This is a genomic window from Desulfobaculum sp. SPO524 (assembly GCF_044987625.1).
Lineage (GTDB): Bacteria > Desulfobacterota > Desulfovibrionia > Desulfovibrionales > Desulfovibrionaceae > Desulfobaculum.
Map to the genome: position 1 here is coordinate 889,231 of NZ_JBJDSB010000001.1, position 17,848 is coordinate 907,078.

General features: G+C 61.6%; 15 protein-coding genes. 4 read left to right on the forward strand and 11 right to left on the reverse strand.

Features of this window, described 5'->3' with window-relative positions:
• Window position 1 precedes the first annotated feature (1 nt).
• The 3 genes from glmS to ACI3L3_RS03695 all read right to left on the reverse strand — a co-directional run bounded on the left by glmS (window position 2) and on the right by ACI3L3_RS03695 (window position 4,092).
• The gene (glmS, locus tag ACI3L3_RS03685) at window positions 2-1,825 is read right to left on the reverse strand and encodes a glutamine--fructose-6-phosphate transaminase (isomerizing) (protein WP_404843742.1); all 1,824 of its coding nucleotides are present in this window, start codon (window positions 1,823-1,825) and stop codon (window positions 2-4) included.
• A gap of 91 nt (window positions 1,826-1,916) precedes the next feature.
• Window positions 1,917-2,525, reverse strand: coding sequence for an XTP/dITP diphosphatase (locus ACI3L3_RS03690; protein ID WP_404843743.1), 609 nt, complete (start codon window positions 2,523-2,525; stop codon window positions 1,917-1,919).
• 70 nt (window positions 2,526-2,595) lie between these two features.
• Window positions 2,596-4,092: a nitrogen regulation protein NR(II) gene (locus tag ACI3L3_RS03695; RefSeq protein ID WP_404843744.1), complete on the reverse strand. Its 1,497-nt coding sequence runs from the start codon at window positions 4,090-4,092 to the stop codon at window positions 2,596-2,598.
• Between the two features lie 178 nt (window positions 4,093-4,270).
• On the opposite strand from ACI3L3_RS03695, the gene rimO reads away from it, so the two are divergent.
• From rimO to amrA, 4 genes are all read left to right on the forward strand, one after another.
• Window positions 4,271-5,572: a 30S ribosomal protein S12 methylthiotransferase RimO gene (gene rimO, locus ACI3L3_RS03700; RefSeq protein ID WP_404843745.1), complete on the forward strand. Its 1,302-nt coding sequence runs from the start codon at window positions 4,271-4,273 to the stop codon at window positions 5,570-5,572.
• Between the two features lie 488 nt (window positions 5,573-6,060).
• Entirely contained in the window at window positions 6,061-7,797 is a 1,737-nt protein-coding gene (locus ACI3L3_RS03705; protein ID WP_404843746.1) for a 30S ribosomal protein S1, read from the forward strand.
• Complete coding sequence (gene sppA, locus ACI3L3_RS03710) at window positions 7,781-8,668, forward strand: signal peptide peptidase SppA (protein ID WP_404843747.1); 888 nt, start codon at window positions 7,781-7,783, stop codon at window positions 8,666-8,668. Before ACI3L3_RS03705 ends, sppA begins: the two co-directional genes overlap by 17 nt.
• 168 nt (window positions 8,669-8,836) lie before the next feature.
• Window positions 8,837-9,391, forward strand: coding sequence for an AmmeMemoRadiSam system protein A (gene amrA / locus ACI3L3_RS03715; protein WP_404843748.1), 555 nt, complete (start codon window positions 8,837-8,839; stop codon window positions 9,389-9,391).
• Window positions 9,392-9,938: 547 nt separating this feature from the next.
• Here the strand turns inward: amrA and ACI3L3_RS03720 are convergent.
• From ACI3L3_RS03720 to dsrA, 8 genes are all read right to left on the reverse strand, one after another.
• Complete coding sequence (locus ACI3L3_RS03720) at window positions 9,939-10,613, reverse strand: YkgJ family cysteine cluster protein (RefSeq protein ID WP_404843749.1); 675 nt, start codon at window positions 10,611-10,613, stop codon at window positions 9,939-9,941.
• A 19-nt stretch (window positions 10,614-10,632) separates the two neighbouring features.
• Window positions 10,633-11,139 carry a GNAT family N-acetyltransferase gene (locus ACI3L3_RS03725; protein ID WP_404843750.1) on the reverse strand — a complete coding sequence of 169 codons (507 nt, stop codon included), beginning with the start codon at window positions 11,137-11,139 and terminating at the stop codon, window positions 10,633-10,635.
• 18 nt (window positions 11,140-11,157) lie between these two features.
• Window positions 11,158-12,504: a protein kinase domain-containing protein gene (locus tag ACI3L3_RS03730; RefSeq protein ID WP_404843751.1), complete on the reverse strand. Its 1,347-nt coding sequence runs from the start codon at window positions 12,502-12,504 to the stop codon at window positions 11,158-11,160.
• A 3-nt stretch (window positions 12,505-12,507) separates the two neighbouring features.
• Entirely contained in the window at window positions 12,508-13,239 is a 732-nt protein-coding gene (locus ACI3L3_RS03735; RefSeq protein ID WP_404843752.1) for a metallophosphoesterase family protein, read from the reverse strand.
• A gap of 22 nt (window positions 13,240-13,261) precedes the next feature.
• A complete protein-coding gene (locus ACI3L3_RS03740) occupies window positions 13,262-14,659 on the reverse strand; it encodes a cobyrinate a,c-diamide synthase (RefSeq protein WP_404843753.1) in 1,398 nt (465 codons plus the stop codon).
• Between the two features lie 144 nt (window positions 14,660-14,803).
• The gene (locus tag ACI3L3_RS03745) at window positions 14,804-15,049 is read right to left on the reverse strand and encodes a dissimilatory sulfite reductase D family protein (RefSeq protein ID WP_404843754.1); all 246 of its coding nucleotides are present in this window, start codon (window positions 15,047-15,049) and stop codon (window positions 14,804-14,806) included.
• A 64-nt stretch (window positions 15,050-15,113) separates the two neighbouring features.
• A complete protein-coding gene (gene dsrB, locus ACI3L3_RS03750; RefSeq protein ID WP_404843755.1) occupies window positions 15,114-16,262 on the reverse strand; it encodes a dissimilatory-type sulfite reductase subunit beta in 1,149 nt (382 codons plus the stop codon).
• Window positions 16,263-16,274: 12 nt separating this feature from the next.
• Window positions 16,275-17,588 (reverse strand): dissimilatory-type sulfite reductase subunit alpha, encoded by a 1,314-nt coding sequence (gene dsrA / locus ACI3L3_RS03755; protein WP_404843756.1) that lies wholly within the window; start codon window positions 17,586-17,588, stop codon window positions 16,275-16,277.
• Window positions 17,589-17,848 lie beyond the last annotated feature (260 nt).

Below are 17,848 nucleotides of genomic sequence, written 5' to 3' on the forward strand. Positions count from 1 at the left end.
GCTACTCCACAGTCACGGACTTGGCGAGGTTGCGCGGCTGGTCCACGTCCTTGCCCAGATAGTCCGCCACCTCGTACGAGAACAGCTGCAGGCACGGCAGCACGAGGAAGGTGTTGAGCGGGCCCCACACCTCGGGGATGACCCATACGTCCTCGGCCGCAATGTCCAGCCCCGGATGGGTCAGGGCGATGATGCGGCCGTCGCGCGCCTGGACCTCTTCGAGGTTGGACTTCACCTTGGGGAACAGGTCGTCGTGCAGGGCCAGAGCAAAGGTGGGGAATTCCTTGTCGATGAGGGCGATGGGACCATGCTTCATCTCGCCGCTGGCGTAGCCCTCGGCGTGGATATAGCTGATTTCCTTGAGCTTGAGCGCCCCCTCAAGGGCCAGCGGGAACTGGAGTCCACGGCCAAGGAACATAAAGCTGCGCGACGCGGAATACTTGCGCGACAGCTCCTGCGCGCGCTCACGCATGCGCGGCAATTCGGCTTCCAGAATACCCGGAATGCCCATCACGCCAGTTACGGCGCGCTCCTCCACCTCGGCGGAGAGGGTACCCTTCTGGCGGCCCCAGTGCAGGGCCAACAGCAGAAGCAGCGTCATCTGGCTGCACAGCGCCTTGGTGGACGCCACGCTGATTTCCGGACCGGCCTGCGTGTAGATGACGTGGTCCGCCTCGCGGGAGACCGAGGAGCCGACCACGTTGCACAACCCGATGACCGTTGCGCCCATCTCCTTGGCGCGGCGCATGCCCGCAAGGGTATCGGCGGTTTCGCCGGACTGGCTGATGGCCAGCACCACGTCGTCCTCGTCAAGGAGCAGGTCGCGGTAGCGGAACTCCGAGGCGATTTCCACGCGCACCGGAATGCGCGCCCACGACTCGATAAGATTCATGCCCCACAGCCCCGCGTGGTAGGAGGTGCCGCAGGCGAGAATATGCAGGCGCTTGGGCGGCGTGGTGCCCTCCAGTTCGGACAGGGTCACGGCCTTGGACGCCGCGTCCACACGCCCGGTCAGGCAATCCGCCACCACCTTGGGCTGCTCGGAGATTTCCTTGAGCATAAAGTGCTTGTAGCCGCCCTTCTGGGCCGCCTGCACATCCCACGTAATGGTGTGCACCTCTTTTTCAATGGGGGCGAGGGTGCGCGCGTCGCAGACTTCCCAGCTGGACGGCGTCAGGGTGACCATCTCGCCGTCCTCAAGAAAAACCACTTCCCGCGTGTAGGGCAAAAAGGCCGGAATGTCCGACGCAACAAAGTTTTCGCCAATGCCCTTGCCAAAGACCAGCGGGCTGGCCTGACGCGCGGCATAGATGGTGCCCGGCTCGTGGATGCTCATCAGCGCAATGGCGTAGGCGCCTTCCACGCGTTCCAGCGCCCAGCTCAGGGCCTTCTGGAGCGTCTCCGTGTGCTTGCGGCCCTCGGCAATGAGGTTCACCAACACTTCGGTGTCCGTCTCCGAGGCAAAGGTGTACCCCCGCTCGGACAGCCACTGGCGCTGCTCCTGATAGTTTTCAATGATGCCGTTGTGGATGAGGGCGAGCTCGCCGGAGTTGTCCCGGTGGGGATGGGCGTTGCGTTCCACGGGCACGCCATGGGTGGCCCAGCGGGTATGCCCAATGCCCGAGGTCGCCATATGGTGGCTGCACCCGGCAACTTTGCTCTCCAAGGCGGAGAGCTTGCCCTCGGCGCGCAGGAGCGTCAGTTCGTTATTTTCAATATACGCCACACCGGCGGAGTCGTACCCCCGGTATTCAAGGCGGCGGAGTCCTTCCACAAGCACGGGCACAGCAGGTCTGTGACCGGAATATCCGATGATTCCACACATATTCGCGATTCCGTTGTTGGCGTCCGAAGGAAGCGCCGGACCATGCGGCCCGGCGCGCTCGTTTCTGTCGAATCGCTTCCGGCGTGGCGGCTTAGGCGCTCACCTTGGCCCAGAATGCGGGCCAATCCGCCAGAAGCTGCCGCAGGGCCTTGCCCCTGTGGCTTCGGGCGTTCTTTTGCTGGGACGAAAGCTCGGCGGAGTGCTTGCCGCTGTCCGCATCCACGAAAAGCGGGTCGTACCCGAATCCGTTGGTGCCGCGCGGTGCTTCGCCGATGTGCCCTTCCCACGCGCCGGATGCGGCAAGTTCTTCGCCGCCCGGGGCATAGGCCAGCATAACGCACCGAAACCGCGCGGTGCGGCGCTCGGTGGGTACGCCGGACAGGGCGTCCAGCAGTTTGGCATTATTCTTTTCGTCTGTGGCATCCTCGCCGCTGTAGCGGGCGGAGTAGACTCCAGGGGCGCCGTCAAGGGCGTCCACCTCAAGGCCGGAGTCGTCTGCCACGGCAACAAGGCCGGTGGCCTCGGCCACGGTCTTGGCTTTTATGCGGGCGTTTTCCTCAAAGGTCACGCCCGTCTCTTCGATTTCACCTATTTCCGGGAAATCGTCCAATCCTTTCACTTCAAGCTGAAAGCCCTCAAGCATCTGCGACAGCTCAGCAATTTTTCCTGTGTTGCGGGTCGCCAATACAACAGCGCTCAAGACGCCCTCCTTCTGAACTTCCGGTGTCTTTTGAGGTTGGGCCCGCCACCTGCGGCGGGACTTCCCTCCCTTACTCCGGCAGTGGCTCCTCGTCCAGCAGCGGGTCCTCCACGGCGGCCACGGGCACAAGGCGCATGGTTATGCTGGTGCCCGAGCCGGGCGTACTCTCAAGCAGAAGCTTGCCGCCAAGGTCGTCCACAATCTTGCGCGTCATGGCCAGCCCAAGGCCGGAGCCTTTGTCCTTGGTGCTAAAAAACGGATTAAAGACCTTGTTTTGCATCTCCACCGGGATACCGGGACCATTGTCCCGTACTATCAGCTCCACCCAGCGTCCGGACATGCGCGTCACCACGGACACCCACCCACTCTCGTGCATGGACTCCATGGAATTTTTCAGCATGTTGATGAGGCACTGCTTAATAAGCTCCGGCGTGCCCTGCGCGTTGGCGATGCCGGAGTCCAACTCCGTCTGCAAGGTGATGCCGTGCTGTTCATAGCCATGGCGCATCAGATTCACCGCGTCGGTGACCACATCGTTGACATCCACCACGGCACTGGCCCCGTCCGTCGGGCGCGCAAAATTCAGCATGCTCTTGAGGATTTCCTCAAGCCGCCGCGACTCCTTGAGGATAATGTTCACCTTCTCGCGCTCGCGCTCCGATAAATTGGTGGAACGCAGCAGAGAGTTGGCAAAACCGCCAATGGCAAAGAGCGGGTTGCGGATTTCATGGGCCGCGTAGGTGGACAACTCGCCAAGGGCGGCCATCTTCTGGGCCTGCAGCAGCTGCTGCTCCGTATGCGTGCGGTCCGTAATGTCGCGGCGCACCTCCACCACGTGGGTCAGTTCGCCATCGCGCGACAGCACGGGATAGGTGTACACGCGGTAATAGAGCACCCGGCCCGTTTCATCCACGCGGGTGTGCACGGCCTCGGCCTTCTGCCCGGTCCGCAGGGTCTCCTGAAACGGACACAAATCCTCTCCACGCTGGCAAAACCCCGCGGCCTCAATCTCGCGGCAATGGCGGCCGATAAAGTCGGCCTTGGACAGCCCGTGGCGCTCGAAGACGTTGCGGTTCATATCCTGCACACGGCCGCTGGGGTCCAGCAGCAGGATGTCCTCTTCCATTTCGTTTATTATGGTATTGAGAAGTTCGCGCGAGTGGGAGCGGCGCACGCCACTGCCGCCGGGCGGCGGCATGCCTGTGACAATTTCGATGAGCAGCGACGCCGTGGGCATGGCGATAACAGGCACCTCCATGGGCACCCCGGGCAGGGTGTCGTCCACGGCTTCATCATCGGTGCGCAGGTCAAAGACAAGGTTCACATCGCCATGCGTTCGGAACATGGCCGTGGCATCCGGGAACACATCCAGCCCCAGCGCGTTCAGACGTTTGGCCTCCGGCCCGGCAAGTCCGGGGGCAATGACGGCGGCAAACAGGGACCGCCCGGCCCGTCCGCCCTTGCCGCTGCGCTCCAGCGCATCAATAAGGAAGGAGAACGGCGCACCCGTTCCCACAATGGCAACTTTGTAATCCTCCCCCCCGCTCGGGCGAAAATTGGGATGCATAGGGCCTCCGGCGTCGATTCCACAGGATTCCGGGCAAGTTGCTCGCTCCACAGTGCACGCTCTGACTCATTTCTGGTTGTACGCGGCTTGTAAGGCAACTTCAAGTAGGGTACGACGCTGCTAGCGGAAACGCACGGCACCGCCGCGCCAGACCGCACCCCATCCAAGAAGGACGTTAATGAACCCCGTACGCATCTATTCCATAAGCCTCGGCTGCCCCAAAAACCGTGTGGACACCGAGCGCATGCTTGCCAGCTTCGACCCAGCCTTTGTGCCCGCGGAGTCCCCGCGCGGGGCCGACGTGGTGCTCATCAACACCTGCGGTTTCATCGCCCCGGCAGTGAAGGAATCCGTCGAGACCATCCTCGAACTGGCCGACGACATCGCGGACATGGACCCGCGTCCCGTGCTTGCGGTGGCGGGTTGCCTTGTCAGCCGCTACCGCGACGAACTCATCCCGGAAATCCCCGAGGTGGACCTGTGGCTCAAGACACTGGAGACCGACCACTGGCCCGAAGCCATCGCCAAGGCCCTTGGCCGCCCGGTTTATGAGCCCGCGCCCTACGAGCGCGCGCTGTCCACGGGACCGTCCTTTGCCTATATAAAGGTGAGCGAGGGCTGCAACCACGCCTGCTCGTTCTGCACCATTCCCAGCCTGCGCGGCCGCCTTGCCAGCCGCCCGCTGGACGTTTTGGAACGCGAAGCGCGCGAGCTTGTGGCCGCCGGCGTTCCCGAACTCGTCCTTGTGGCGCAGGACCTGACGGCCTACGGCATGGACCTTGGGCACAAGGATGGGCTCATTCCCCTGCTGGAGCGCCTGCTTCCCATCGACGGCCTCAAGTGGCTGCGTCCCATGTATCTGTACCCCGGTGGCCTCACGGACCGCCTGCTGTCGTTTATGAAGGACGCGGGACGTCCGTTGCTGCCATATTTTGATATTCCGCTTCAGCACTCGCATCAGGACATTTTGCAAAGCATGGGGCGCCCTTTCGCGCGTGATCCGCGCATTGTTTTGGAGCGCGTTCGCAAGTATTTCCCCTCTGCGGCCTTGCGTACATCCATCATTGTAGGGTACCCCGGCGAAACGGATGCGCACTTTGCGGCGCTTGTGGACTTTGTCCGCGAGGCCAAATTCACGCATCTTGGCGTGTTTGGCTTCTGTGACGAAGAAGGAACCCGCGCCCACGACCTGCCCGGCAAAGTTCCGGCGGACGTTATTGAAGCGCGGCGCAATGAACTCATGGCCGTGCAGCAGGACATCAGCGCAGAGCTTCTTGCCAGCCACGAAGGGCTGGACATGGACGTGCTGGTGGACCGCCCCCATCCCGAGTGGGAAGGGCTGTATGAGGGCCGCGTGTGGTTCCAAGCGCCCGAAGTGGACGGCATCACGTATATTTCAGGGCCGGACGTCGCCTCCGGGCGGCTCATCCGTGCCAGCATTGAGGAGGCGCAGGACTACGACCTCGTAGCCCTCGCCTAGAATGAAGGATACACATTTCACCATCCGGACTGCATCAGGCGCCCCTGCGCCCCTCAGACCAATCGAACACCGCACCAGACGGCGGCGCGTCCTCGCGCATGCCGTTTCTGGTGCGTTTTTGTTATGCCGGGGGAAATTTTTTCTCGCGGCCTGCGTCTCGCCCCGCCCCAAACATGCCCCAACGTGCACCAGCCCGGGAAGACTGCATATCAACGCCCGCATCACCCCGCCAAAAGCGGAAATGGGCAACGGTATACAGTGCCACGGACTCACGAAGGGCAATGCATTTCACCAAAATGCACTTCCATGTTATGGACGCGGCGCGACCAATCAACTATACACTCAAGACTGCCCAGTAATCAGACCAGCCCGGCATGCATCGCACCGGGCCTCCCGCACCTTTCCCGCACGAGCGGAGAAAATATTTGGCTTGCATGCGGGGCACGGGTCTGATACGTAGCGCGGATTATTGTTGTTGGAGGTAACACATGGTAGCAACGACCGAAGAAATGGAAAACATCCTGTCTGCCGACGAAGTCAGCTTTGAGGATGCTCTGGAACAGTACCTTCCCATCGCCGATTGCGGCGATCTTGGGGAGGGCAGCATCGTCCCCGGCGAAGTTGTCAAGGTTGACGAGGACAACGTCCTCGTGGACGTCAACTTCAAGTCCGAAGGACAAATCCCCACTTCCGAGTTCCTGGATGCTGACGGTACCGTCACCGTCTCCGTGGGCGAAAAGGTGGATGTCTACGTCGTTCGTAAGAACGAGTCCGAAGGCACCATCATCCTCTCCCGTGAGAAGGCCAAGCGCATGCAGCTCTTCGATACCATCGAAGAGATTCAGGAGAAGAACGACACCATCAAGGGCCGCATTATCCGCCGCATCAAGGGTGGTTACACTGTGGACCTGGGTGGCATCGAGGCCTTCTTGCCCGGCTCCCACGTTGACCTGCGTCCCGTCCCCGACATGGACGCCCTGGTGGATCAGGAATTCGATTTCCGCATTCTGAAGATCAACCGCCGCCGCTCGAACGTCATCGTGTCCCGCCGCGTGCTCCTCGAAGAAGAGCGCGAAACCAAGCGCCAGGAACTCCTCGGCACTCTGGAAGAAGGACAGGTGCTCAAGGGCAAGGTCAAGAACATCACCGAATACGGCGTGTTCGTCGACCTCGGCGGCCTCGACGGTCTGCTGCATATCACCGATATGTCCTGGCGCCGCATCAAGCACCCCAAGGAAATGGTCTCCCTGGGCGACGAGCTTGAGCTGAAGGTCCTGAATTTCGACAAGGACAACCAGAAGGTTTCCCTGGGTATGAAGCAGCTTGTGCCCGACCCGTGGGAAAGCATCGAAACCAAGTACCCCGAAGGCGAACGCTTCAATGGCCGCATCACCAACCTGGTGGACTACGGCGCATTCGTCGAGCTGGAAGAAGGCGTGGAAGGCCTGGTGCACATCTCCGAGATGTCCTGGACCCGCAAACTCCGTCATCCCTCCCAGATGGTCCACACCGGCGACGAAGTCGACGTGGTCATCCTGGGTGTCGACCCCGACAAGAAGCGCATCTCCCTGGGTATGAAGCAGGTCAATCCCAATCCTTGGGATCTCGTTGCCGAAAAGTACCCCGAAGGAACCATCCTTGAGGGCACCATCAAGAACATCACCGAATTCGGTATGTTCATCGGCATCGAAGACGGCATCGACGGCCTCATTCACGTGTCCGACATCTCTTGGACCAAGAAGATCCGTCACCCCAATGAGCTGTACAAGGTGGGCGACACCGTTCAGGCCAAGGTTCTCACCGTCGACAAGGACGCTGAGAAGTTCACCCTCGGTGTGAAGCAGCTCGCTGAAGATCCGTGGCTCATGGTTCCGGATCGCTACCCCGAAGGCACCATCATCGAAGGCACTGTGACCAACATCACCGACTTCGGTCTCTTTGTTGAGGTCGAGGAAGGCATCGAAGGTCTGGTCCACGTCTCCGAGATCAGCCGCAAGAAGGTGAAGTCTCCCTCTGAAATGTTCAAGGAAGGCGTCGCCATTCAGGCCAAGGTCATCCACGTCTCCGCAGACGAACGCCGCCTCGGCCTGTCCATCAAGCAGCTCAAGACCGAAGAGGATCGGAAGAGTGCTCCTAAGGAGTTCCGTTCCAACACCGGCGAAACCGCAGGCACCAACCTGGGCGACCTGCTGAGGGCTGAATTCGAGGATGCAGACAAGAAGTAACTTCTCTCAGAAGCATCCCTTCATCTTCGGCTTCACGCTGATAGTGGCGGCCGTGATCCTCTTTGCGGGGGTCACGGCCGCTTTTCGCATGTGGCTGGGTGACGGGAGAGGCGCCGCAACCGACGAAAGCCTCGGCCTCGTCCGCATTGACGGCATGATTACGGACGCGGAGCGGACCAATACCTGGATCCGCACCCTGCGCGAAGACGACAACATCAAAGGCGTCCTTCTGCGCATCAATTCACCCGGCGGCGCTGTCGCCCCATCGCAGGAAATCTCGCGGGCCGTCGGCCGTCTGGCCACATACAAACCCGTGGTGGTCTCCATGAGCTCGGTCGCGGCCTCCGGCGGATACTACGCCGCCGCACCCGCCGACCTCATCGTCGCCAACCCCTCCACCCTCACCGGGTCCATCGGCGTCATCATGCAGCTCTCAAACGTGCAGGACCTGATGGAAAAAATTGGGGTCAAACGCCAAAGCCTCGCCAGCGGCAAACTCAAAGGCGCAGGCTCCCCCTTCAAGCCCATGACCGAAGCCGAACGCGACTATCTCATGGCTATCGTCAACGACATGCATCAGCAGTTCGTTGCCGCCGTCGCCGAAGGCCGAAACATGGACATCAAAGACGTGCAGGCCATCGCCGACGGACGCGCCCTCACAGGCCGCCAAGCCCTTCAGCTCGGCCTTGTGGACAAACTCGGCGGCATGGAAGACGCCGTGGATGAACTCAAAGCCATCTGCGGCATCACCGAGCCCGTCGCCCTCGTCGAGCAGCCAAAGGAGAAAACCTCCTACCTGCGCGAAATTCTCAGCAACATCAATATTACGATCTCAAGCGACGCCGTCGAACCCGGCCTCGTTATCCGCTAGTTGGCCGCGCCCTGCGCCCAGCGTGGTGCAGGGCACGCGCCGCCCCCGCCAACCCAGTGCCCCCCAAACCAGCCCCCCCTAGACCAGCCTCCCCCGCCCCTGCTATCATCGCCTCCACAGCGCCCTCGCGCGCCCTGTCCGCCACGAAACACCACCGGAGGCACCCACATGCCAGACACATTCCAATTCAGCCTCACAGACGACGAAAAGCGGGCCCTTAAGGACCTCGTCCATCACACCATCGCCAGCCACCTCAGCGGCGCCGACGCCGACCCCGGCGACGCCCCAACACAGCGCCTTACCGAGCACCTCGGCGCATTCGTCACCCTCACCATCGACGGCCAACTGCGCGGCTGCATCGGCCACGTCATCGGCGACAAGCCCCTGTGGGACACCATTCACGCCATGGCCCTGCAAGCCGCTTTTAATGACCCGCGCTTTCCGCCACTCACCACCGAAGAATTCAACGCCGTCACCATAGAAATCTCCATCCTCAGCCCCCTCACCCTCTGCCCAGACCCCGACCTCATCCGCGTCGGTACACACGGCCTGCTCATCCAACACGCCGGCCGCTCCGGACTGCTCCTGCCTCAAGTGCCCGTCGAATGGGGATGGGACCGCCTGACCTTTCTCCAACACACCTGCAACAAAGCCGGACTGCCACCAGACGCCTGGACCAAACCAGACGCCAATATCTTCTGGTTCCAAGCCGAAGTCTTTTGAGGTCTCAAGGGGGTGGTGATGCCACCCTTTTTTTGCCTCCGGCGGCTCTAGCTCTTAGCTCGTTCGACCTGAAAGGACGAAGGGGCAAAGAAATAAAGAGAGCCTCCGGCGGCTCAAGGGTATGATACCCTTGAGAATCCCCAGGATTTTCGGGGCGGAAGCCGCCCCGAAAATAAGGGTGGGCGGGCGGATTCTTGTGTCTTTTCTTCGTACACACTTCAAACAGGGATTCTCACCGCCCCTACACAGCGCCAACGCCCCCCCCAAAAAAACTCTTCCCCATCCCAACGGACGAGAGCCGTCAGGGGTGACGACTGTCCCATCCAAAGGCAACCGGTCTGTGCGCACTCGGGATTCTCAAGGGCCCACGGCCCTTGAGCCGCCGGAGGCACACCTCTTCCCCACTGCCTCCCCTCCCACCTGCCACCAACTGCCACCCCACCACCACAAAAAAAAGCGGCACGCCCCGTTGTGGAGCGTGCCGCGCGTCGTTCTCCTGCGCACCCGCCGTATGGCTTTATGCGCAGCGCGGGTGGGAAGCGAAAACCTAGGCGACGGCGCCTTTCATACGGCGCACTTCGGAGCGGCCGTCTTTGGTGACGATGTCGATATTGTACTGCCGAATGGTGCGATAGAGCGGGCGTCCGAAGAGGAAGTCGCATTCCTCTGCGGAGGCTCCGGTCTTGTCGCGGAAGGCGGAGCGGAAGCTGAGGTCGTAATCGACCATGTCGAGAATGGCCTTGTCTGCGCCGAGGTCGTTGTTGACGAAGCCGAGACAGGCGGCTTCGAGGCGCGAGTAGGGACACTCCTTTTCGTGGGTGTCGATGAGTTCGAGCAGCGGATGCCCTTCGGGGATAAGGTCGGCGCGGGTGATGCGGTCCTTGGCGTAGACGGCTTCAAGGTCCGAAACGTCCCAACACTTGAGGGCGGCGCACTCGACGGGGCGGTTCTCGTAGATGAGGCAGGTGTTGTCGTCGATATTCAGCTGCGCGCACACCCAAGAGAGGCCGGAGCCGTGCAGCTTGACGATTTCCTCTTCCAGCGCCTCGTAGGCACCGGTGAGCTGGTTGTTGACGAACTCGCCACGCCGCAGGGTGACGGCGTCGCCAAAGCCGAGGATGCCTTCATTGAAAAGCCTGACATCATCCTTGTGCAGGGACGGGCCGCCCTTGCGGCAGCAGGTCCCACACTGTTCGCAATGCGTACGTACTTCTTGTGCCATCGTCTCGTCCACGTCCTTGTTATGCGTCTTGTTCCGGCTGCACCACCCATGCGCCGGTGCCCTCGAAGGCAAGCGTCATGGGGGTGAAGCGAATTCCGTTCTTTTCCTGCTCCGGGGAGTCCGGAGTAAAGCCGTAGGCCTCGTAGGCGCCCATGGCGTTGGGCGAGGCGTTAACGGTCAGGGCGCCGAGGTCCGGGGCCTGCGCGCGCAGTTGGCTGACGCCCCAGCGCAGGAGCTTGCGGCCTATGCCCTGCCGCTGCCAGTTCCCGGCCACAAAAAACATGGCAATGTGCGAGCCGCCGCGCACCTCAAGGGACCCGACAAGCTCGTCCCCCCTGTGGGCCACGAAAATGCGGCTGATACTGCCGAGACGTTCGCCAAGGCTCTGGGGCGTGCTGTAGCGCTTGAATTCCTGCGCCCCTGCGGGGGTGAATTCGGGCGCAACGCAAGCGTCGAACACGGCGTCGATATGCGCAGAAAGCGCGGCAACGTGACCGGGAGCCAACTCGGAAAATGTGATGGACATACCGCCTCCTTGGGCGCGTTACGCGTCGCGTACGGCGCGAACCCAGTTCATACAGGTCATGTCATGAGCACCGAGAAAGCCAAGCTCCATATCCGCGTACCACGCGGCGGCGTAGGTCCTGCGGTCCGCGGACCACAGACGCCTGCACACGGTGCTGAAAAGCGGCGGCGCACACTGGGCGCGCCCCTTTTGCACCGGCTCGACGAGGGACAAAAGCTCCTCCGCGGTGGGGAGCCGCCATGCGGAGGCACCTGCGGGACGACGCGCATTAAGCGCGTCAACATAGCCGTGGGCCGTAGGCCAGTCCATCGCCTCGGGCGAACAGCCTTGCTGCCAGACGCGACCGGTGGCGGCGTCGTGCACCTCGGCGCCGTGGGCAGTGAAATCATTGGCGCAGTAGGCCTCGGGCCGCCACAGGGCATCGAGCCCCAAATCCTGAGGACGCACTTTGGGGCCAGTGTGCACGGGGTCGCGGCGCAGCGGCGCTTGCCACGGTAGCGTAAGGAACTCCTCGTCTGGCGCTTCTCCGGGCAGACGGCAACTGGCTTGCGTGCGCTCCGCCCAACTGCGGACGGCCTCGGTGATGGCGTCGGCCATGGCCTGCGCGCTGGCAAACCGCTGGTCGGGGTCGGGATGCGTGGCGCGGTGCAGCAGCGCATCCCACTGACCGTCGAGGTCGGTGTTCAGAGCGCTTGGCTCCTGCTCGAACAGCTCGGGAAGCCGTCCGGTGAGCATGCGGTAAAGCATGACGCCAACGCCGTACAGGTCCGCCCGCCCGTCCACAGCGTCGGGGGCCGCCTCCTGCTCGGGAGCGGCGTAAAACGGCGAGCCAACCTGCTCTGCTCCGTGCAGACGAATGCGCTCGCCGCGGAGCTTGGACAGCCCAAAATCAATAATGCGCACCGCCTGGCCGGGGGCGAGAAGCAGGTTAAAGGGCTTCACATCGCGGTGAACAACGCTGCGGGCATGAAGCTCACCAAGGCCGCTGAGAGTCTGGAGCGCAATGTCGGCGGCGCGGTCCACGGCCAGCACGCGGGACGGGTCTTCGACGCGGTAGGTCTCGCCGATGAGCGCGCCGACGTTCTCGCAGCAGTACTCCATGGTGAAAAACGGCCGCCCGGAGGCATCACGCCCCACGCTCTCCACGGGGGCGATGTTGGGATGCCGGAAACCTTGCATAATCTCGGCCTCGGCGAGAAAACGCCGCTCCAACTCCTCCATGCCGGTGATGGCCTCCAGCATCTCGGCGGGGTCCAGCACCTTGAGGGCCACAAGGGGACTGCCGGGCTTTGCGGCCTTGTAGACCGCGCCCATGCCGCCACGCCCAAGGCGTCCGTGAATCCTGTACCCGCCGATGCTACGCATAGGCTACCCGAGAAGCATGTCGGCGAACTGATCCGGCACGCCCTGCGCCTTCATCTTTTCAGCCACGGGGCGGGCGTCGTAGGCCACGTAGCGGACGGTGACGATGCGCGCCTCGGTGTCGTAGATGACGTACTTGGCCTTGCGGTTGAAGTCGTCGCGCGGCTGGCCCACGCTGCCAACGTTGACCAGATACTTCACCCCGGCGTCCAACTGATGGTCGCCCTCGCCGATGTCCTGACGCGTGGGGCCGCTTGGCGCATTGGTGACAAGCTCCAGCAAATGCGTGTGGCCGAGGAAGCACACGTCCTCGGGCATGCGTGAGAAGGTCTTGCGCAGCTTGGCGTCGTCCGCGGCGTAGAGGTAATAATACGGGCTGTCCGGCGGATACCCGTGCACGAACCGAAGCCCGTGGCGGAGCACCACGCGCGGCAGGGAGGCGATGTAGTCAAAGGTCTCGTCGGACAAGAGGGACGCCGTCACCTCAAGGGCAATGCGCGGCTTGGGGTTGAACCACACGCGGTGCCGCTCGCGCAGCAGGCCGTGCTCGTGGTTGCCAAGGACGGAGGTGATACCCCGCTCCTTCAACAGCGCCACGCACTCGTTGGGGTCCGGGCCATAGCCCACGTTGTCGCCAAGGCCGATGACGTCGTCCACCTGCTGTGCGTCAATATCCGCCAGCACCTTGCGAAAGGCGTCCACATTGCCGTGAATATCTGAAAAAATGGCTATTCTCATACCTGTATCCGTTTCCAAAGCACTACGGCCGCGAACCGTCCTTGAACCGCCGCGCAGCCGCCACAAAATTGGGCGCCCACCATGGCGCGCCAAAGGCGTGGATGTGGGCGTACCCGGCAAAAACATTGTTTTTGACGATGCCGTCCCGCCCGTCAATGGTCCCCTTGCCCCGCTCCATGGCGAGGACCGTGGGATGCGCCGAAGGGGCGTTCGTCACGCACGCGGAATAGTGGAATTCATGTCCGGGCACAACCGCGCCAACGGGATGGTACGGATTCTCGCGCTCAACACGGGCCTCAATGTACCCCAGCCCCTGCGGATGCGGGCGGAACTCCGTATGCACATCCAGCACGCCCGCCATGGGGTAGTCCGTGCCCTCATAGGTCACCCCTTGCGTGAGATACATAAAGCCTCCGCACTCAGCGTAAATGGGCAGACCGGACTCGGCAAGTCCGCGCACGTACTGGAGCATGGCCGTATTAGCGGACAGGTCAGCGGCGAGCGTCTCGGGGAAGCCCCCGCCAAGGTACAGGCCGTCAATCTCCGGCCACGGCGCATCGGACAGAAGGGACAGCTCGACGAGGTGCGCACCGGCGCGGCGCAGGGCTTCGAGGTTCTCCTCGTAGTAGAACCACAGGGCGGCATCGCGGACGTAGCCGATGGTGACGTCCTGCGCGGCAGGGGCATCCGGCCACAGCGGCGCAATGGCTTGCGACGGGGCCGGGGCGGACTGCGCCATGGCCCAGATGCGGTCCATGTCGGTGTTCTCGCGCATAATGCGGGCGAGGTTGCCGAGGATGTCCTCCTGCCCGGCGTACTCGCGGTTGGAGACAAGGCCCATGTGGCGCTCCGGAATAGGATCCGGCGAAATTTTGGGAAGCGCGCCGAGGACGGGTACGTCCGTGTAATGCTCGATGGCAGAGCGCAAAATGGCGCGGTGGCGCGGCCCTGCCGTGCGGTTGAGGATAACGCCGCCAAGGCGGACACCGGGCTCAAACCCGGAGACGCCAGCCACCACGGCTGCGGCGGTGCGGGTCATCTTCGTGCAGTCGAGGGAAAGGAGAACAGGCGTTTCCAGTGCGCGCGCCACGGAGGCCGTGGAGCATGAGCCTTCGGTGTCCATGCCGTCGAATAGGCCGCGGTTGCCCTCAAGGATGGCGACATCGGCCCCGGCGGCGCGGTCCCAAAAGAGCGAGCGCATGGTGTCCTCGCTCATGAAGAACGGGTCGATGTTGGCGCAGATGCCGCGTGCGGCAAGGCCCAGCCACACGGCATCGATATAGTCCGGGCCTTTTTTGAACGGGGCCACGGTGCGCCCGGCTTCTGCCCACGCACGGGCGAGGCCGAGGGAATTGATGGTCTTGCCGGCGCCGCCGGACAACCCGGAGACGATAAGACGCGGAAGGGAGGGCGTGGTCACGGGAGAACTCCTAAAACAAAGCCGATCCTTCGGAGCCGCGCAAAAGAGCGGCCCGGAGAATCGGCTTAAAAATCGGTCACTGCACCTCTGGGAGGCACAAGCACCATGGTCTGCATAGGCTTGCAGAGCAGGAGGCCGAAAGGCTTAGCCTTCTTCGTGCTCGGCTTCTTCCTGCTTGCCAGCACCTTTCAGGCCGTACATGGTGGTGGAACCAGAAGACCAGTACACGAGGGTCTCGTCCTTGATCAAAGCGGTGAGGATTTTCTTGACCTCACGGGCCTTGGCATCAGGGAAAATCTTCAGGAAGTCATTGAAGTAGAACTTGGTCTTCTTCTTGGATTCGCAGAATTCAACAATCTGCTGTTTGGCTTCAGCTACGTCGAGAGCCATAAAGCACCTCTCCTAGGTAATTGGGGCGTGGACCGAAGTCCACGCCCCTGTTGTCAAGCGTGTTTTACCACTTGAAGTTCGAGGTCTGGCGCCAAGTGTAGTAGGCGTGATCGCGGAAGTCGTCGATCAGGTGTTCGGAGAACTCCAGGCCACAAGCTTCAAAGAAGCGTTCCCAACCGATGCGCTCGGCCCAGTCGCCCAGACGCTCGTACTTACGAGCACCGTTGCGGTAGGCTTCCACCATCTGACGCATCACCTTGGCCAGGGAAGGCCAGCGGGGAGGCTCATTGGGGATGAATGCAACAACAACCTTGGAGAACTTGGGGTTGCTGATACGGTTGGAGATCTTACCACCAGCCATGATGACCAGGCCGTCGCCTTCCTTATCGGAAAGCGGCAGGGAAGGACACATGGTGTAGCAGTTACCGCAGAACATGCAGCGTTCCTGCTTGATGGCAACGGTCTTCACGGTGCGGCCGTCTTCAAGCTCGTGCTTGGAGGGACGGATAGCGCCGGTGGGGCAAGCGGCAACGGCCAGCGGGATCTCGCACAGGTTGTCGAGGTACTCGTGGTCGATGATCGGGGGCTTGCGGTGGTAGCCGAGGATGGCGATGTCAGAGCAGTGCACCGCGCCGCACATGTTCAGGCAGCAAGCCATCGCAATGCGCAGGGGAGCGGGCATGTTGTGAGCACCGAACTCCTCGAAGAGTTCGTCCATGACGACCTTAACGGTACCGGAAGCGTCCGTTGCGGGGGTGTGGCAGTGCACCCAACCCTGCGTGTGGACGATGTTGGTGATACCGGCGCCGGTGCCGCCAACGGGGAACTTGTAAGAGCCACCGTCGAACTTACGGCTGTTCAGGTCTTCCTTGAGCTTCTTAGCGGTCTCAAGGTCTTCAACCATGAACTCAACGTTACTACGGGTGGTCCAACGGACGTAACCGTCGCAGTACTTGTCAGCGATGTCGCAGATCTCGCGAACGTAGGTCACGGAGCAGAGGCGGGCGCAGCCGACACGCACGGTGTAGACTTCGTCGCCACTCTCGGCCTTGTGCATGAGAAGACCGGGCTCGATGATCTCATGGTACAGCCAGGTGCCTTTGTTCTTGGCGATGACCGGCGGCAGGAACTGTTCGTATTTGCGAGGACCGATATCACTGATACGGTCTTCCATCGGTTTGTCGGGATTGTAACCAGCGGAAATGAATGCCATTGTGTAAACCCCCTATCTCTGGTGTCTCTTGCGGTATTCGTTGATGTCGCGATCCCAACCGCCTTCGACGTCCTCTTCTTTCCAGAAGATGTAGGGGTTGGAACGGGGTTCCTGCACGTGGCGAGGATCGGCCTTGATACCGGCGACTTCCAGCAGCTTGGGGAAGCCCTGGCGCTTGATGGTTTCACCAATGCGCTCACGGTTCTTGCCTTCTTCCATCCACCAATCCCACAGGTTTTCGACAACTTCCTTAACTTCGTCAAAGGGCTCTTCGACCTTGACGAAGGGAACCAGGAGGGAGCCCATCTGTGCGCCATCGAGAATCGGAGCCTTAGCGCCGATGAAGATGGATGCGCCGCGCTCGTCACCGATGTGCAGTGCGCGGGGCATGGTGTTGATGCAGTGCATGCAGCGGTAGCATTCCTTGTTGTCGATAGACAGCTTGGAACCGTCCCAGCTCATGCAGCCGGTAGGACAGAGGTCAATGACTTCCTTCTGGATGTCGAACTTGCCCCAGTCGCGACCGGAGTGAGCGCCTGCGTTAGGCATGATCTCACCAGCAACGTAGCCCTTAACGGCTTCCTGGTCGATCTTGATGTCGTCCTTCCAAGTACCGATGACGGAGAAGTCGGAGCGAGCGATGGACGCAACGCAGCCGTTCGGGCAACCGTCAAACTTGAACTTGAACTTGTAGGGGAACGCCGGGCGGTGCAGCTCGTCCTGGTATTCCAGGGTCATGTTGTAGCTGAGCTCCTGCGTGTCGTAACACGCAAACTCACAGCGGGACTGACCGAGACAAGCAGCCGGGGTACGCAGGTTGGAGCCGGAGCCACCAAGGTCGGTGTTCAGCTCGTGCGTCAGGGTGTAGAAGATCTCCTCGAGCTGAGGAGTCGTGGTACCCAAGAACACGATGTCACCGGTGGAGCCGTGCATGTTGGTCAGACCGGAACCGCGGAAGTCCCACAGATCCATGAGCTGGCGCAGGTAGTCGGTCTTGTAGTACTTTGCAGCGGGCTGGTTCACACGAACGGTGTGGAAGTGAGCAACGCCGGGGAACTTCTCAGGCTGGTCAGCATAACGGCCGATGACACCACCGCCGTAGCCGAACACGCCGACGATGCCGCCGTGCTTCCAGTGAGTTTCGCCATCCTCGTAGGACATTTCGAGAATACCAAGCAGGTCGTCGCATGCGTCGACCGGAATCTGGTACTCAAGGTTGTCGGGGTTGGCGTGGCGGCGCTCGGCCTCCTGTTTGATGTCGGACACAAAGCTAGGCCAGGGCCCAGATTCTAATTGGTCCAACAATGGGGTTGCATGTTTTGCCATTCTTTTACCTCCATTGTCTTTGAATGTGGTTCAGCCTCATCAACACGAGCCGCCCGCGAACCAAAAAAGCGCATCACAGCACCTTTTCCCTGCCGTTCGCGCTTCGCCGAAACATGGCGGCGGCATTCACACGTCGTGAACGTATTCACATTCTCATAAATAATCCTAAGCGACGCTAGGAAGATTCCCAACCTTTGTCAACCCAAAATGCCCGTACAGATTGGACAATCAACACGAATTTTCTACGGTCTTTTGCACCC

Bases quoted from the DNA above. Each gene is read 5' to 3' on its own strand.
- ACI3L3_RS03695 (WP_404843744.1), bottom strand. From the start codon at position 4,092: ATGCATCCCAATTTTCGCCCGAGCGGGGGGGAGGATTACAAAGTTGCC.
- rimO (WP_404843745.1), top strand. From the start codon at position 4,271: ATGAACCCCGTACGCATCTATTCCATAAGCCTCGGCTGCCCCAAAAAC.
- dsrB (WP_404843755.1), bottom strand. From the start codon at position 16,262: ATGGCATTCATTTCCGCTGGTTACAATCCCGACAAACCGATGGAAGAC.
- ACI3L3_RS03745 (WP_404843754.1), bottom strand. From the start codon at position 15,049: ATGGCTCTCGACGTAGCTGAAGCCAAACAGCAGATTGTTGAATTCTGC.
- dsrA (WP_404843756.1), bottom strand. From the start codon at position 17,588: ATGGCAAAACATGCAACCCCATTGTTGGACCAATTAGAATCTGGGCCC.
- ACI3L3_RS03735 (WP_404843752.1), bottom strand. From the start codon at position 13,239: ATGAGAATAGCCATTTTTTCAGATATTCACGGCAATGTGGACGCCTTT.
- sppA (WP_404843747.1), top strand. From the start codon at position 7,781: ATGCAGACAAGAAGTAACTTCTCTCAGAAGCATCCCTTCATCTTCGGC.
- ACI3L3_RS03720 (WP_404843749.1), bottom strand. From the start codon at position 10,613: ATGGCACAAGAAGTACGTACGCATTGCGAACAGTGTGGGACCTGCTGC.
- glmS (WP_404843742.1), bottom strand. From the start codon at position 1,825: ATGTGTGGAATCATCGGATATTCCGGTCACAGACCTGCTGTGCCCGTG.
- ACI3L3_RS03705 (WP_404843746.1), top strand. From the start codon at position 6,061: ATGGTAGCAACGACCGAAGAAATGGAAAACATCCTGTCTGCCGACGAA.
- ACI3L3_RS03730 (WP_404843751.1), bottom strand. From the start codon at position 12,504: ATGCGTAGCATCGGCGGGTACAGGATTCACGGACGCCTTGGGCGTGGC.
- amrA (WP_404843748.1), top strand. From the start codon at position 8,837: ATGCCAGACACATTCCAATTCAGCCTCACAGACGACGAAAAGCGGGCC.
- ACI3L3_RS03725 (WP_404843750.1), bottom strand. From the start codon at position 11,139: ATGTCCATCACATTTTCCGAGTTGGCTCCCGGTCACGTTGCCGCGCTT.